At 71.7% G+C, this 16586-nt stretch carries 11 protein-coding genes; 6 read left to right on the forward strand and 5 right to left on the reverse strand.

The features are described 5' to 3' along the window. The first annotated feature begins 121 nt into the window (after positions 1-121). Together pulA and BFF77_RS03805 are read left to right on the forward strand one after the other, a co-directional pair. Positions 122-5509 carry a pullulanase-type alpha-1,6-glucosidase gene (pulA, locus tag BFF77_RS03800; protein WP_066943758.1) on the forward strand — a complete coding sequence of 1796 codons (5388 nt, stop codon included), beginning with the start codon at positions 122-124 and terminating at the stop codon, positions 5507-5509. 177 nt (positions 5510-5686) lie between these two features. Then, the gene (locus BFF77_RS03805; RefSeq protein WP_079124806.1) at positions 5687-6358 is read left to right on the forward strand and encodes a DUF4230 domain-containing protein; all 672 of its coding nucleotides are present in this window, start codon (positions 5687-5689) and stop codon (positions 6356-6358) included. Positions 6359-6382: 24 nt separating this feature from the next. Here BFF77_RS03805 and BFF77_RS03810 read toward each other — a convergent pair whose 3' ends face one another. After that, complete coding sequence (locus BFF77_RS03810) at positions 6383-7084, reverse strand: TetR/AcrR family transcriptional regulator (protein WP_066943760.1); 702 nt, start codon at positions 7082-7084, stop codon at positions 6383-6385. A gap of 52 nt (positions 7085-7136) precedes the next feature. Between BFF77_RS03810 and BFF77_RS03815 the strand changes: the two genes are divergently transcribed. Then, positions 7137-7451: a hypothetical protein gene (locus BFF77_RS03815; RefSeq protein WP_066943762.1), complete on the forward strand. Its 315-nt coding sequence runs from the start codon at positions 7137-7139 to the stop codon at positions 7449-7451. Positions 7452-7680: 229 nt separating this feature from the next. Here BFF77_RS03815 and BFF77_RS03820 read toward each other — a convergent pair whose 3' ends face one another. Then, positions 7681-9663 (reverse strand): hypothetical protein, encoded by a 1983-nt coding sequence (locus BFF77_RS03820; RefSeq protein ID WP_107422062.1) that lies wholly within the window; start codon positions 9661-9663, stop codon positions 7681-7683. A 154-nt stretch (positions 9664-9817) separates the two neighbouring features. On the opposite strand from BFF77_RS03820, the gene BFF77_RS03825 reads away from it, so the two are divergent. Further along, a complete protein-coding gene (locus BFF77_RS03825) occupies positions 9818-10327 on the forward strand; it encodes a hypothetical protein (protein ID WP_211280145.1) in 510 nt (169 codons plus the stop codon). A 141-nt stretch (positions 10328-10468) separates the two neighbouring features. Here BFF77_RS03825 and BFF77_RS03830 read toward each other — a convergent pair whose 3' ends face one another. Beyond that, a complete protein-coding gene (locus BFF77_RS03830; RefSeq protein WP_066943765.1) occupies positions 10469-12004 on the reverse strand; it encodes a DUF1996 domain-containing protein in 1536 nt (511 codons plus the stop codon). Between BFF77_RS03830 and BFF77_RS35435 the strand changes: the two genes are divergently transcribed. Then, positions 11949-12122, forward strand: a complete 174-nt coding sequence (locus BFF77_RS35435; protein WP_169922602.1) for a hypothetical protein — start codon at positions 11949-11951, stop codon at positions 12120-12122. The two genes, BFF77_RS03830 and BFF77_RS35435, sit on opposite strands and share 56 nt — an antisense overlap. A 90-nt stretch (positions 12123-12212) precedes the next feature. Here the strand turns inward: BFF77_RS35435 and BFF77_RS03835 are convergent, their stop codons facing one another. Next, on the reverse strand, positions 12213-12863 hold the full coding sequence (locus BFF77_RS03835; RefSeq protein WP_066943767.1) for a LuxR C-terminal-related transcriptional regulator: 651 nt from the start codon (positions 12861-12863) through the stop codon (positions 12213-12215). After that, positions 12848-14110, reverse strand: coding sequence for a sensor histidine kinase (locus BFF77_RS03840; protein ID WP_066943769.1), 1263 nt, complete (start codon positions 14108-14110; stop codon positions 12848-12850). Before BFF77_RS03840 ends, BFF77_RS03835 begins: the two co-directional genes overlap by 16 nt. Positions 14111-14390: 280 nt before the next feature. Between BFF77_RS03840 and BFF77_RS03845 the strand changes: the two genes are divergently transcribed. Next, a partial coding sequence (locus BFF77_RS03845) for an MMPL family transporter (protein WP_079124807.1) occupies positions 14391-16586 on the forward strand: 2196 nt, incomplete at its 3' end.

Here is a 16586-nt window from a genome sequence, read left to right on the forward strand (position 1 = left end):
GGCCACGTCCTGCCGCTGCTTCGTCCTCCGTCGCCGGACGGGCCGCGCCTCGGTCCGTCCGGCCCGGGGGACCCCTCCCGTACCCGCGTCCCCCGCATCCGTACATCCGAGGAGATCCCGAGTGACACGCCCGCCTCTGCGAAGAACGGCCCCCGCCGCTCTCGCCGTCGCCCTCTGCGCGGCGCTGGTGCCCGCGCTGCCGGCCGCCGCCGCGGGGCCGCCCGCGCCGCCCGCACCGCCGTCGGACGCCCGGCTCGCCGCCGAACCGGCACGCCACGATCTGACCCGTGAGCAGTTCTACTTCGTCCTGCCCGACCGCTTCGCCAACGGCGACCCGGCCAACGACCGCGGGGGGCTGACCGGTTCACGGCTGGAGACCGGCTACGACCCCTCCGACAAGGGCTTCTACCAGGGCGGCGATCTCAAGGGCCTGACCGGCAAGCTCGACTACATCAAGGGGCTCGGCACCACCGCGATCTGGCTCGCGCCGGTCTTCAGGAACAAGCCCGTGCAGGGCGAGGGCAAGGACGCCTCGGCCGGCTACCACGGCTACTGGATCACCGACTTCACCCGGGTCGATCCGCACTTCGGCACCAACGCCGAGCTCGCGACACTGATCGACAAGGCCCATGACAAGGGCATGAAGGTCTTCTTCGACGTCATCACCAATCACACCGCCGACACCGTCGACTACGCGGAGAAGGCCTACGGCTACCGGCCCAAGGGCGCCTATCCGTATCTCGACAAGGACGGCCGCCCCTTCGACGACCGGGCCCCCGGCGGGACGTCCGGACGGGCCGGCGCCGACTCCTCCCCGTACACGCCCGTCGTACGCGCCGGGGAGCGGAAGGTCCCGGCCTGGCTCAACGACCCGGCCATGTACCACAACCGCGGCGACTCCACCTTCGCGGGCGAGAGCAGCGAGTACGGCGACTTCTCCGGCCTGGACGATCTGTGGACCGAGCGTCCCGAGGTCGTCGCCGGAATGGAGAAGATCTACGAGAGGTGGGTCCGCGACTTCGGCATCGACGGCTTCCGCGTCGACACCGTCAAACATGTCGACCTGGACTTCTGGACCCAGTGGGCGACGGCGCTCGACGCCTACGCGGCCGGGCGCGGCCGGGACGACTTCTTCATGTTCGGCGAGGTCTACTCGGCGGACACGGCGATCACCTCGCCCTATGTGACCCGAGGGCGGCTGGACGCGACGCTGGACTTCCCCTTCCAGGACGCGGCACGCGCCTACGCCTCGCAGGGCGCGTCCGCCGACCGGCTCGCCCGGGTCTTCGCCGACGACTACCGGTACACCACCGACAAGGCCAACGCCTATGAGCAGGTGACCTTCCTCGGCAACCACGACATGGGCCGGATCGGCACCTTCCTGCGGCAGGACAACCCCCGGGCCGCGGAGAGCGAGCTGCTGGGCCGGGCCAGGCTCGCCAACGAGCTGATGTTCCTGTCCCGGGGCAATCCGGTGGTCTACTACGGCGACGAGCAGGGCTTCACCGGCGCGGGCGGCGACAAGGACGCCCGGCAGACGCTCTTCGCCTCGAAGACCGCCGACTACCTGGACGACGACCAGCTCGGCACGGACCGTACGCACGCCTCCGACGCGTACGATCCCGCGCATCCGCTGTACCGCTCGATCGCCGCCCTCGCGAGGCTCACCAAGGAGCATCCGGCGCTGCGGGACGGTGTGCAGACGGAGCGGTACGCGAAGGACTCGGTGTACGCCTTCTCCCGCACCGACTCCCGCAGCGGCTCCCGCGCGGACGCCGGGGCCCGGAGCGAGTATCTCGTCGCCGTGAACAACGCCACCGGCGACCGGACCGTCCAGATCCCCGTGGGCTCGGCGGCGGGCACCACCTTCCGCACCCTGTACGGCGGTACGGCTTCGGTACGCGCCGGCGCGGACGGCACCCTCGCCGTGACCGTGCCCGCGCTGTCCTCCCTGGTGCTGAGGGCGGCCGAGCCCCTGCCCGCGCCCGCCGAGCGGCCCGCGATCGCCCTGAAGGCCCCGGCGCCCGGCGCCACCGGCACCGTCGAGCTGTCCGCGCGGGTCACCGGCGGCGGGCTCGACCGGGTCGTCTTCGCCGCCCGGACCGGTGACGGCGAGTGGCGGACGCTCGGCACCGCCGACCACGCCCCGTACAAGGTCACCCAGCACATCGGCGCCCGGACCGCCGCCGGGACGCCCTTGCGCTACAAGGCGGTCGCCGTCGACAGCGCGGGTCGCACCGCGAGCGCGACCGCCGTGTCGACCGCCGGACAGGCGCCCGCGCCCGGCAGGCCCTCGGCCGTCGCGCGCGACTACGCGATCGTCCACTACCAGCGCCCGGCGGGCGACTACGACGGCTGGCGGCTCACCTCCGGCGGCACATCGGCCGCGTTCACCGGCCGGGACGCGTACGGCGCCTTCGCCTGGATCAAGGTGGCCGAGGGCGCGACGGCCGTTCCGTACACCGTCGAGAAGCCGGGCGTCCCGGCCGACGGCCCGCAGCGCGCCGTCGAGCTCGCCCGTACCGGTGAGGTGTGGATCGCGCAGGGCGAGGAGGGCCAGTCCGAGACACCGCCCGACGGCGCCCGGCCGCCGCAGGACAGGACCAAGGTGATCCTCCACTACCAGCGCGCGGACGGCGCGTACGACGGCTGGGGACTGCACACCTGGACCGGTGCCGCGACCCCCACCGACTGGTCGAAGCCGCTCCCGCCGGTGCGGAGCGACGCGTACGGCGTGACCTTCGAGGTCCCGCTGGCCGAGGGCGCCACCTCGCTCAGCTACATCCTCCACAAGGGCGACGAGAAGGACCTTCCGTCCGACCAGTCGCTCGATCTCGCGACCTACGGCCATGAGGTGTGGCTGCTGGCCGGGCAGCCCGCGTATCTCCTGCCGCAGATCGGCTCCGGTCCGAGGCTGGACCTCACCGAGGCCGGGGCGCAGTGGATCGACGCGGACACCGTCGTCTGGAACGTGAAGGCGACCGCCGCCACCAGCCAGCAGCTCGTGTACGCGCGTGACGGCGGGATCACGGTCGAGGACAGCGCCCTCTCCGACGAGGGACAGTGGCTCCGGCTCACCCCCTCGGCCCTGACCGACGCGCAGAGGACCGCCTTCCCGCATCTCAAGGACCTTCCGGCCTTCACGGTGGACCGCCGCGACCGGGACAGGGTCCGGGAGTCGCTGTCCGGACAGCTCATCGCGACCCAGCGGGCCGCGAACGGCGCGCTGCTCGCGGCGACCGGCGTACAGACGCAGGGCGTCCTCGACGCTCTGTACAGCGCCCGCGCGGTCGAGGCCCCCCTCGGTCCGGTGTTCCGCCACGGCCGGCCGACCCTCTCGGTCTGGGCCCCGACGGCACAGCGGGTCGATCTCGAACTCGACGGCCGTACCGTCCCCATGAGGCGCGATCCGGCCTCCGGCGTCTGGTCGGCGACCGGCGGGAGGAGCTGGGCGGGCAAGCCGTACCGCTATGCCGTGCGGGTCTGGGCGCCGAGTGTCCAGAAGGTGGTCACCAACAAGGTCACCGATCCCTACTCGACCGCGCTCACCACCGATTCGGCCCGCAGCCTGGTCGTGGACCTGGCCGATCCGGCCCTCGCGCCCCGGGGCTGGTCGACTCTCCGCAAGCCCGCCGCCGTTCCGCTGCGGGACGCGCGGATCCAGGAGCTGCACATCCGTGACTTCTCGGTCGCGGACCGCACGTCGAGGCACCCGGGCCGGTATCTGGCCTTCACGGACAGCGACTCCGACGGGATGAGGCACTTGCGCGCGCTGGCCGCGTCCGGCACGTCGTACGTCCATCTCCTGCCCGCCTTCGACATCGGCACCATCCCGGAGCGCGCCTCCGAACAGACGACTCCCGCCTGCGACTTGAAGGTGTACGCGCCCGACTCGGCCGAGCAGCAGGCCTGTGTCGCGGCGAGCGCCGCGAAGGACGCGTACAACTGGGGCTACGATCCGCTGCACTACACCGTGCCCGAGGGCTCCTACGCCTCCGACCCGGAAGGGACGCGGCGTACGGTCGAGTTCCGGCGGATGGTCCAGTCGCTCAACGGCGCGGGACTGCGCACGGTCATGGACGTCGTCTACAACCACACCGTGGCGAGCGGCCAGGACGGCAAGTCGGTCCTCGACCGGATCGTGCCCGGCTACTACCAGCGGCTGCTGGCCGACGGCACCGTCGCCACCTCCACCTGCTGCGCCAACACCGCGCCCGAGAACGCCATGATGGGCAGGCTCGTGGTCGACTCGGTCGTCACCTGGGCGAAGGAGTACAAGGTCGACGGCTTCCGCTTCGACCTGATGGGCCATCATCCGAAGGCGAACATCCTCGCCGTACGGAAGGCGCTGGACGCGCTGACCGTGGCGAAGGACGGTGTCGACGGCAGGCGGATCGTCCTCTACGGCGAGGGCTGGAACTTCGGCGAGGCCGCCGACGACGCGCGCTTCGTCCAGGCCACGCAGCGGCACATGGCCGGGACCGGGGTCGCGACCTTCTCCGACCGGGCGCGCGACGCGGTGCGCGGCGGAGGTCCCTTCGACGAGGACCCGGGGATCCAGGGCTTCGCCTCCGGCCTCTACACCGATCCCAACTCCTCGGCGGCCAACGGCACTCCGGCCGAGCAGAGAGCGCGGCTGCTGCACTACCAGGACCTGATCAAGGTGGGACTGACCGGCAATCTCGCCGGATACTCCTTCACCGATACCTCGGGACGTACGGTCACGGGCGCGCAGGTCGACTACAACGGGGCGCCGGCCGGTTACGCGGCGGCCCCGGGCGACGCGCTCGCCTACGCGGACGCGCACGACAACGAGTCGCTGTACGACGCCCTGGCCTTCAAACTGCCCGCGGCGACCCCGGCGGCGGACCGCGCCCGTATGCAGGTGCTGGCCCTGGCCACCGCCGCGCTCTCGCAGGGCCCGTCCCTCTCCCAGGCCGGTACGGATCTGCTGCGCTCCAAGTCCCTGGACCGCAACTCGTACGACAGCGGGGACTGGTTCAACGCGATCCACTGGGACTGCCGGGACGGCAACGGCTTCGGGCGCGGGCTGCCACCGGCGGCCGACAACGAGGCCAAGTGGCCCCGTGCCCGGCCTCTGCTGGTGAGTCCGGCGCTCACTCCGGGCTGTGCGGAGATCGACGGTGCCTCGGCCGCGTACCGGGACCTGCTGCGCATCCGCTCCACGGAGCCGGTCTTCGGCCTGGCGTCCACGGAGGCGGTCCGGTCCGCGCTGTCCTTCCCGCTCTCCGGCCCGGACGAGACACCGGGGACCATCACCATGCGCCTCGGTGATCTCGTGGTGGTCTTCAACGCGACACCGCGGGCGCGGAGCGAGCGGGTGGCGGCCCTGGCCGGACGGCCGTACACCCTGCACCCGGTCCAGGCCGCGGGAGCGGACCGCACGGTGAGGGAAGCCGCGTACGAGACGAGCTCGGGGACCTTCAGGGTGCCGGCGCGGACGGTCGCGGTGTTCACGGCGGAGCGGGCGGGGAAGGCGGTTCGCTAGGTCCGGTCCGGTCCGGCCGGGCAGGGCCTGGGTGTGTTGCTCTGTCCGGTCGGTCCGTCCCGCGGCGGGGCGGACCGACCGGACAGGACGCTCCCGGGACGCGGTGCGGGCCGTCCGTCCGCGGAACCCGGTGCGTGCGCGCGGTGTGAACCGGCTCGCGCGGGACATCCGTTAGGTATGACGTCCACCGACGTGAAAGACGTGAGGCCGCGCGCCGCCCGGCCGCCGCACTGGAGCAGGATCCCGCTCGCCCTGGTCGTCGTGGCCGGACTGCTCTTCCTCGGCAGCCGGCTCGATCTTCTGCCCGGATTCGGCAACCTGTTCGGCGAGGAGACTCACGACCGTACGGGACCGACCTTGCTCGAATCCATCCAGGATCTTGACCGCTACGAGGCCGCTTCCGGCAATTTCCAGGTCGTGGTGGATCTGGAGAAGGACGCCAAGTATCTGCCGGACGCGATCCGCGGCACCCGGACGCTCTATGTCGGCGCCGGCACCGTCAGCTCGTACGTCGACTTCGGCGGTCTCGGCACGGGCAGCGTCACGACCGACGAGGCGCGCACCTCCGCCACGATCCGGCTGCCGCACGCGCGGCTCGGCGAAGCCGCCCTGGACCCGGACCGCTCGTACGCCGTGTCCAAGGAGCGCGGGCTGCTCGACCGGCTCGGGGACCTCTTCTCCGACAACCCGGCCGACGAGCGGGCCGTGAACCGGCTGGCCGCCCGGCACATCTCGGACGCGGCCAAGGAGAGCGAACTGACCGAGCGCGCCGAGAAGAACACCACCGGCATGCTCAAGGGCCTGCTGCGCTCGCTCGGCTTCACCGAGGTGACGGTGGTCTACGGCTGACGGCGGTCCGCCCGTGACGGTGGTCTACGGCCGGCCCCGGACGCCCAGCCGGGTGAGCCGGCCGACGAGATCGCCGAAGGCGCCGTCGGCCGGCTCGTCCGCGACGACACGCAGCAGGATCGCGGCCACCTCCTCGTCGTACGCGGCGCTGACCGCGGCCAGCGCGGCGAAGTCGTGCACGAGCTGCAACTCCAGCTCGGCGCGCGGGACGCGCCGGCCGTCCAGCCAGATCAGCGCCGTCGTCTCGGCCAGCGACACCCAGGACCGCACGACCAGCTCCAGCCGCGCGGGCGGGCGGCCGACTCCGAGGTGGGCCACGATCTGCTCGTACGCGGCCTGCCGTACCTCGCTGACCATCGCGGTCGCGGTGGACGAGCCGATGGCGGGACCGCCGCGCATCAGCGCGGAGAAGCCGGGGCCGTGCTGCTCGACGAAGTCGAAGAAACGCCCCATGACCCGGAGCAGCCGCGCCCCGAGCGGCCCTTCGCGCGGCTCCACGAACCGGTCCGCCAGATCGTCGGCGGCGCGGCGCAGGGCGGCCTCGTACAGGCTCTGCTTGCCGGGGAAGTAGTGGTGGACGAGCGGCCGTGAGATACCGGCCGCCGCCGCGATCTCGTCGATCGAGACGTCGTCGGGGGAGCGGTGACCGAACAGCTCCAGCGCCACGCCGATGAGCTGCTGCTTCCGCTCCTCGACGCCCATCCTGCGGCGCGCTACGGTCGTCATATGAACAGCCTAACGGGCGGACCTTCTGGGATGTCCGTTACGCTCGCGGTCCATGAGCGCATCTGACCAGGACGAGGCCGTGCACACGCCGACGCCGGAGCCCGAGCGCGACGGGCTGACCCCCCGTCAGGCGAGGCTCACCGGTATCGCCCTGGCGTCGTTCCTGCTCGCGGCGCTGGCGGTGCTGCTCCTGGTCCGACTGGCCCAGCGGACCTCGGTCCTGGTGGTCGGCGTCTACGGCCTGGCGATGATCCTGTGCGGCGTGGTCATAGAACTGAACCGCCACGGCCGCACCCGCCTGGGCCTCTGGCTCCTGGGCGCGGGCCTGGTGGCGGCACTGGGCTCGGACTGGCTGCTGCTGCCGTAGCTTTTCGAGGGCTCGGTTCGCACCTTCTTTTTTTGAGGCTCGGTTCGCCTCCGGGCGCTTTGTGCCACTGTCGACGGTCGACCGTGCTCGATTCGCTCGTACCTCGCGAACCTCCGCGCGCTCTCCCTTTCGACAGCGGCGCGCCCTTCGGCTCACTCGCCGGCGGCCGTGCGCGGCCGGAACCCCCCCCGCAGCCCGAGGCGGCCGGGTGCCGGCCTCCGCGCGAGGTCTACCGCAGCGCGTCCACCCTGGTGCCGCTCGGGTCACGGCCGTACAGGGCCGCCTTCGTGCCCTCCTCGGCGCGGGTCGCCAGCAGGCGGCCCTTCGCGCGGGCCTCGGCTCCGCCCGAGACCTCCAGCGAGGTGAGCCGGTCGCTGCCCGCCGCCAGTACGTACCTGCGGCCGTCCCGGGACTTCCACAGCACGCCGGCCAGCACCTGGGGCTCGCGGGTGCCGCAGGCCGGGGTGTCCTCCGCGCGGGCCGCGACCGCGGCCGGGGCAGCCTCGTCCTCCGAGGGGGCCTGGAACTGGGCCAGGACGCGGCTGCCCGTTCCCCGCCAGGTCTCCGCGCGGGTGCACAGCCAGCGCGCCGTCCCGTCGGACTCGGGCAAGGGCTGACGGGCGTACTCCCAGGAGTTCACGGAGCGCACCCCGTGCGACCGTACCGTCGGCAGCAGACACGCCGTACGCGCCCAGGCCGCCCGGTCCGCCGCCTCCGAGACGTCCTCGGGCGACGACGGCGGGCCGGACGTCAGCCGCGCCGGGATCAGCTCGCCGAGGTCGGTGAGCAGCCGCTCCGTACCCTCGGCGCGTACCTCCAGCGTGTCCCAGGACGCGCAGTCCCGTGCCGTCGCCGGGCTGTCCAGCGGCTCGGTCACTCCGTGCCCGTCACGGCGCAGCGCACGCGCCGGCCCGTCCGGGTCGAGCAGATCGCGTACGGCGGTCTCCCGCACCCAAGGCGCCGTCAGATAGCGGACCCCGCCGTCCGCGCGGCCCAGGACCAGCGCGCCGGAGACCGTCGCGTCCGCGCCGTCGGCCCGCGCGAAGTCGAGCGCCACGGCCGTGTCGTCGGCCGCCACGCCGCCCGCCCGTCCGGCGCCTCCCCTCCCGCCCGGCACGGGCTCCGCGTACCGCACCACCCGCAGCCCGTCGTGGAAGAGCACCACCGACGCCGCGTCGACCCGTCCCGCGTACAGCAGCTGCGGCGGTCCCATCGGCGGCCCCGGCGGTGTCTCGGGCGTCGCCGTGACACGCACCGCCGCGCCGGGCCGCGTCCAGACCGCCAGCGCCCGGCGCAGCAGCTCCCGGTCCCCGGCGAGCGCGCCGCGCGCGGGCCAGACGGAGAAGTCCCTGCGGGCGGAGGTCTCCCACGCGGTGGGCGCGACCCGCCGCACCCTGGCCGGATCGAGGGCCGCCTCGCTCGCGGGATTACGGGCGTACGCGGGCGCCGCCGCGCCGTCCGGGCCCCATCCCTTGCCCGGCAGCCCGAACAGCGCGCCACAGACGACCGTGGCCGCCGCGGCGGCCAGCGCGGCCCCTGCGCGCCGGCGGCGGCGCATCAGGTCCGTGGGCCGTGCCTGGAGCGAACAAGGGTCGAACTCGGGCGAGTTCAGCAGTTCGGCGGCGTCCGCCGTGCCGACCGCGCCGACCGTCCGCAGCCCGGCCGCCTGCGCGAGCGCCGTATCGGCGTCCCGGACCCCGGCCGCGCCGAGCGCCCGTCGTACCTCCCCTTCCGGCAGCTTCTCCAGACCGCGCAGCACGAACGCCGCGCGCGCCGCCGAGGAGAGGCCGGACAGCCTCTGGTCCAGGGCGAGTTCGTCGGCCCCGCCCGAGTGCGGGAACAGCCGCAGTCCCCATACGTGCGGCAGCAGCGGTGGCAGTTGGGCCCGTCGGGGCCGGCCGAGCCGGCGCAGCGGACGTCCCGCGTCCAGCGCCTGGCGCACCACCCGCGCGCGTACATAGGCGTAGCCGAGGTCCCGCGTGCTCCCGTCCGTGCGGCGCGGCGCCGGGATCCCGGCCTCGTCCGCCGTCGTACGGGCGCGTGGGAGCGAGCGCTGCACGAGGGCGTGCGCGGTCAGCACCCGCCGGTTGCGGCCGAGCGACGGCGGCAGCACGAGATAGGCGATCCGGACGAGCCGCGGGTAGTGCTCGACGAGGGCCGCCTCGGCCTGTTCGACGCCGATGGTGGCGGCCGGAGGTTCGGAAATGGTCACGGAAGCGGTGACGGCTTTGTCCTGGGGCACGTTCAGCAGAACGAGCGATACGTCGGATGGTCACCACATCCCATCCAGCCGAATCGTTTCGCCTGATCCGTCACATCCCGCTGTTCCCGCCCACCACGGCGGCCCCACAGGGCACGATGGCACCATGCGCAAGGAACGATCCCGAGTGGTACTGGCAGTCCTGGCCCTGGTGCTGGCGGCCGGCTGCGGCGCGAACGACGGCGCGGACCACGACTCGAACGACAACAAGGCCCCCGATGTGCCGAAGACGGCGACCGGGAGCCTCGAACAGCTTGCCTCGCGGGCCGAGTGCGAGCCGAACATCCAGACCGACGCGGCCGAGTTGCGGCAGGCCAACTGTGCCACCGGCGACGGAAAGTACGTGCTGGCCACCTTCGCCACCGACCGCGGCCAGCGCGAGTGGATCAACGAGGCCAAGGACTACGGCGGTTCGTATCTCGTCGGCAGGAAGTGGGTCGCGGTCGGCGACGCGAAGGTGGTCACGGCGCTGCGCGGCCGGCTCGGCGGGACCGTGGAGACCGGCTCGTCCCACCACTCCGGAGGCACCGGAGGCACTGGAAGTACCAGTGGTACCGGAGACACGGGAAGCGGTGGCGGGGAGCACGAGGGGCACTCGGGTCACGACATGGGCTGACCGCGCGGCGCGGTCGGGGCGTGCGGGGGTGTGGAGCGTGTGTGCGAGGGGTGACGGACGGTACGGGCAGTACGGCCGATCGGGCGGCGGGTGCCTCAATTCAGAGGCACCCGCCGCCCGATCCGCTTGCCGGTGTGTGCGTCAGCGGCACCTGCGCCCGGTGTTGATGCAGTTCACCACCCGGTTCATCAGGTTCTCGTCGAAGACGTTGATGAAGTCGCCGTGGTCGGTGACGGGCTTGTGGAGCTGCTCGGGGAAGGAGTCCAGAGCGAATCCGGGCCCCGGCGGCACGTCGTACACGATCCGCTGCTGGAGCTGCGGGATCGCCTTGAAGCCGTTCTGGCAGCGGCCGTTCTGATCGGCGAACGCCACATGGGTGCGGTGGTTGGCACTGTCGGTGTTCTGGCCGTCCCAGCAGCTCTGGAACTTGAACGTACGGACCACCTGGCTGCCCTCGGGGCAGATCGGGTACTTGTCCTTGAGCTGGCGGTTCTCGAAACCGGTGCAGCTCCACGAGGCATTGGCGTTGGCGTTGCCGTTGACGAATGCCTTGGCGTCACCGGTGATGATCCGCAGGAACCTCGGCATGGCCGTGACCCTGGACACCGGGCTGCCCGCGAATTTCAGCGTCACCTGCGCCGGAGTCTGGATCTCTCCGACATTGCCCTCCTTGCCACCGCCGTCGGCATTGGCATCGGCCTCTGCCGTACCGTTCTGAAGGCGCAGGACCGGCCAGTAGTAAGTCGACTTGTCACCCTGATTGCGGCAACTGGTCGAGGCTCCGGCGAGAATGTCATCGGTGGCGAAGGCGTCATTGGACTGATTGCCGACGTAATCGTGCATATGGTGAGCGCCATTGCTCACGCCCGGCGCGACGATGACATTGTCCGAATTGAACTTTCCGGCCTCGTTACGACCGCAATCGGTGGTGAAAGCGCCCTTCGACGCGCCACGGCGCTGACGGGGCTGGCTGACATTCGGCTGGACGGTCGTGATGTCGACGAAGTCGGAGGCGTCGGGTCCGTTGCCGGCCTGCCCGCCACCGTTCTGGCCGCCGTCCTGGCCGCCGTTCTGCCCGTCACCCTGGCCGCCGTCCTGGCCCTGGTCCTGGCCCGGCGTCTGACCGCCGTCCTGGCCCTGGCCCGGGGTCTGTCCGCCGTCCTGGCCGGGTGTCTGACCGCCGCCGTTCTGTCCGCCGCCGGAGTTGCCGTCGGCCCGCAGCGTGCAGGGCGCCAGCGCCTCCAGACCCTGCGGCCGGTCGCCGACCCGGTCGATCGCGCTCGCGATCCGGCCCAGCGAGGCCAGCCGCTTCTGCTTCAGCGGATTGAGAATGGCATTCTCGGCGAACGCGGGATCCCGCTCGATCTGTTCCTTCTGATCGGCGAACCGCTTGTACGCCTCGGTGATCTGGGTGTCCATCCTGGCCAGCTCGCGGTCGACCTGCCAGCGGGCACCCCGCGGTACGTCGCTGAGCTCGTTGGCCACATCAGGACAGTCGATGGTCGACATTGCCTGTCCGGCATTCTCGCTCTGCGGCGGACGCTGGTGGGACCTGCCCTCACCAGCGGATGCGTAGACATTCACCGCTACCAGCCCACCCCCGCCCAGGAGCAAGGCAGCCGTGGCGGCGATCGCCCGGTTTGCCAGTGTGGAGCGTTTTCTCGATGTGCGTCCCATGGAACTCCTCAAGCTTCGTTTGCCGGTTACAGGGAAATCTCGGCAGGGGGAGAAGCGAAGCGCTCCGTTCCATACGGACGTGATTCGCGGCGTGTTCAGCCGCCGCGCGAATTCATAGAAATCTCCATCAACAAACCGGGCGGATACGCCTCATTGCGGCCGAGCCGCACCAAGAGGGCGACGGCCGGACAGGTCGCCCGCGCCGGGGTCAGCTGTCCCGGTCCAGATACGCCAGCACCGCCAGCACCCGGCGGTTGTCGTCGTCCGACACCGGCAGCCCCAGCTTCCCGAAGATGTTCGAGGTGTGCTTGGCCACCGACCGCTCCGTGATGACGAGTTGGGCGGCGATGGCCGCGTTGGAGCGGCCCTGCGCCATCAGCTCCATCACCTCGCGCTCACGCGGTGTCAGACCGCCGATCGGCCGGTCCCGCGCCCGCCGCGACAGCAACTGCGAGATGACCTGGGGATCCATCGCCGTACCGCCCGCCGCGACTCTCCGTACCGCGTCGATGAACTGGTCGGCGTCGAAGACCCGGTCCTTCAGGAGATAGCCGACGCCGCCGTTGCCGTCCGCCAGCAGTTCGCGCGCGTACAACTGCTCGACATGCTGGGACAGTACGAGGACGGGCAGGCCGGGACGGGCCTGCCGCGCGGCGAGCGCGCACTGGAGGCCCTCGTCCGTGTGGGACGGCGGCAGCCGGACATCCACGACCGCGATGTCCGGCGTCAACTCCGCCAGTGCCCTGGTCAGTTCGGGCCCGCTCTCCACGGCGGCCAGGATCTCGAAGTCGTACGCCTCCAGCATCCGGACCAGACCGTCACGCAGCAGGAAGAGATCTTCGGCTAGGACAACTCGCAAGGAATCTCCATGGTCACCATGGTGGGACCGCCCGCGGGGCTGCTGACGGCCAGGATGCCGTCGAATGTACCGAGCCTGCGCTCCAGGCCGCTCAGCCCCGAGCCCTTCCCGATCACCGCGCCCCCTCCGCCGTCGTCGGTGACCGCGATCCGCAGCATGCCTTCCCCGTACGACAGATCGACCCAGATCCGGTCGGCGCCCGCGTGCTTGACCACATTGGTCAGGGCCTCGCTCACCGCGAAGTACGCGGCCGACTCGACCGGCGCCGCCGCGCGGCCCGTCAGCTCCACACTCACCTCGGCCGGCACCGGCAGCCGCAGCGCGAGCGCCTTGACGGCGTCGCCGAGCCCGCGCTCGGCCAGCACCGGCGGATGGATCCCACGAACGAGATCACGCAGTTCGGTGAGTGCCTCCGCCGAGGACTGACGGGCCTGGCCGATCAGCGCCTTGGCCCGCGCCGGGTCCTTCTCGATCAGCGCCTCGACGGTGCCCAGGTCCATGCCCATCGCGACCAGCCTGGCCTGCGCGCCGTCATGCAGATCGCGCTCGATCCTGCGCAGCTCGGCCGCCGAGGTGTCCACAGCGTCATGCCGGGACTCGGTCAGCCGCTCGATCCGCAGCGCCAGCGCCTCGCCATGGGTGGGCGCGAGCAGCGGCCTGGCCAGCAGGAAGTGCAGCCGCAGCAGATCGGAGGCGAAACGCAGGCCGAGGGCGAGCAGCACCAGACCGAGGGCGGCGGCGGCCAGCCCGGTGAGCTGGCTGTCGACCGGTACGAATCCGTACCAGTACGGCTCGTTCCTGAACACCCGCCACAGACCCGCGGCCAGGACGAAGCCCTCCAGCGCGTAGACGTTGAGGGCGAAGGTCAGCAGGGCGATGACGGAGCCGACGGTCATGTCGATCAGCAGCCACTGGAGATCACGCCAGGTCGCCGGGTCCTTGAGCAGCAGGGTGCAGCGCTCCACCTGGCCGGTGATCCCGCCCCGCACATCCGGCGGGAACGGCCGGTACGGCACGGCGATCCGTACGTCCGACCAGGTGGCGGCCAGCAGCCGGCGCTGATTGGCGTGCTTTCTGACCGCCGCCACCAGCGCCGGTGTGGTGAGGACTCCGACGCCCAGCGGGATCAGGGCGATCGAGACCACCGTGAGCACGAAAAGCGTGATCGATCCGACAAGTGTGACGAACGACAGCGCCAGCCCTCGCCAGATCGCCGACAGCGACCTCCGGATCTTCCATCCGTCCATGGCGCTCTCTCTTCCTCTCACGCTCCCTCGCGGGAGGCGGCTCTCATGACCACCGGCGGCCCGCCCGGCCCGCGGGCGTGCCGCCGGCCCGGCCTCCGGGCATGGCGCCCAGTCTGGACCGCCTCCGCGGCGTCCGGCAGCCGGTCACCCCCCGACCAGGGGTGTTGCCAGCACCACCCTCGATCAGGGGCCCTGGGCGGCTGGGGTGGACGGCGCCGGATTCCTAACGTCGTGAGCGTGTCCCGGCTTACCCCGCTCTTACTTCTGGAGGCGAAACGCCATGAGCACGAGACAGAATCTCGCGGCACGTATCGGTGTCTGGAGCGCACACCACCGCAGGACGGCGATCATCGGCTGGCTGCTGTTCGTCGTCCTGGCCGCGGCTCTCGGCGGTGCCTCGGGCCTGGTCGAGATGACCGCGGCCGAGAGCGGCGCGGGCGATTCCGCCAAGGCCGAGCGCATCCTCGACGAGGCCGGGATCGACCATCCGGCAGGTGAACTGGTCATGGTCAGCAGCCGGGCCGACGGGGGCTGGCGGACGGCCGCCCGCGAGCTGACCGAGGCCGTACGCGCGACGGGAGAGGTGGACCGGATCGAACCGGCCCTACCCTCGAAGAACGGCGAGGACGCGCTGATCCGGTTCGAGATCAAGGGCGACTCCGCGACGGCGGCCGACCGGGTGCAGCCCGTGCTGGACGCCGTACGCAAGACGGGGGACGCGCACCGGGACGTACGGATCTACCAGTTCGGCGAGGCCAGCTCGGGCAAGTGGCTCGGCGACCTGCTGGCCGACGACTTCCAGCGGGCCGAGCTCACCGCCGTACCGCTGGCGCTCGGCATCCTGCTCGTCGCCTTCGGGGCCGTGGTCGCCGCGCTGCTGCCCGTCGGGCTCGCGCTCACCGCGTGCATGGCCGCCTTCGGACTGCTCTCGCTCGCCAGCCATCAGCTCCATCTCTTCCAGACGACCTACTCGGTGATGTTCCTGATGGGACTCGCCGTCGGTGTCGACTACTGCCTGTTCTACCTGCGGCGCGAGCGCGACGAGCGGGCCGCGGGGCGCGACGCCGAGACCGCGCTGCGGATCGCGGCGGCCACCAGCGGCCGGGCCGTCCTGGTCTCCGGGGTGACGGTGATGGTCGCGATGGCCGGGATGTTCCTCTCCGGGCTGATGCTCTTCAAGGGCTTCGCCCTCGCCACGATCACGGTCGTCTTCATCGCGATGCTCGGCTCCGTGACCGTGCTGCCCGCGCTATTGGCCTGGCTCGGCGACCGTATCGACGCCGGACGCGTGCCGTTCCTCAACCGTCGCGGCAGGAGGAGGAACGGGCCGGGGAGCGGCGCGGCGCGGGAGAGCGGTGCGCTGGCGGGCGCGCTGCTCAGGCCCGTACTGGGCCACCCGAAGCTCTTCGCGGTGGCGTCGGCAGCGGTGCTGGTGGCGCTGGCGGTGCCGGCGCTCGGTATGAGGACGGAATCGCTGGGGATGGAGAAGCAGTTCGGCTCCGAGGCCTCGCTGACGGTCGCGTACCGGCACATCACCGGGACGTTCCCCGGCGGTCCGGCACCGGCGCTGGTCGTCGTGAAGGCCGACGACATCGGGGCGGACGGGGTACGCGAGGCGCTCGGACGGTTCGGCGGCGCGGGGGAGCGGGTGACCGTGCACGCGGAGCGGAACGTCGCGGAGATCGAGGTCCCGCTGGCCGGCGACGGCAGCGACGGACGCTCGAAGGCGGCCCTGGCCGAACTGCGCGACGAGCGCCTGCCCGCCGCCTTCGCGGGCACCGGCGCGCAGGTCCATGTGACCGGCGATCTGGCCACCTCGGTGGACTTCACCGCGCAGCTCAAGCGCGGCATCGTCCCGGTCTTCGTCTTCATCACCGGCGTGACCTTTCTGCTGATGCTGTTCTGCTTCCGGTCGTATGTCATCGCCGTCACCTCGATCGTGCTCAATCTGCTCTCGGTGGTGGCCACGTACGGCGTGATGGTCGCCGTCTTCCAGCACGGCTGGGGCGCGGAGCTGCTCGGTACGGAGAAGGCCGGCGCGATCGAGAGCTGGATGCCGCTGTTCGTGCTGGTGGTGCTCTTCGGGCTGTCGATGGACTACCACGTGTTCGTGGTCTCCCGGATCAGGGAGGCCCGCGACCGGGGTCTGGACAACTCGTCGGCGATCCGCGAGGGCATCCGGCGCACGGCGGGCGCGGTGACCGGCGCCGCGGCCATCATGGTCGCCGTCTTCGCGGTCTTCGGCACGCTGTCGATGCAGGACATGAAGCAGATGGGCGTGGGTCTGGCGGTGGCGGTACTGCTGGACGCGACGCTGGTACGGATGGTGCTGCTGCCGTCGGTGATGGCGCTGCTGGGGGAGCGGAACTGGCGTACGCCGAGGGCGCTGCGATGGCTGCCGGAGCTGGAGCACGGCGACGGCGCCGGGGACGGGGACACGGGGGCGGGGACGGACGGCGCGGTGGCCGGGGGCGCG

Source organism: Streptomyces lushanensis, from assembly GCF_001700515.1.
In the GTDB taxonomy this organism is placed as follows: domain Bacteria; phylum Actinomycetota; class Actinomycetes; order Streptomycetales; family Streptomycetaceae; genus Streptomyces; species Streptomyces lushanensis.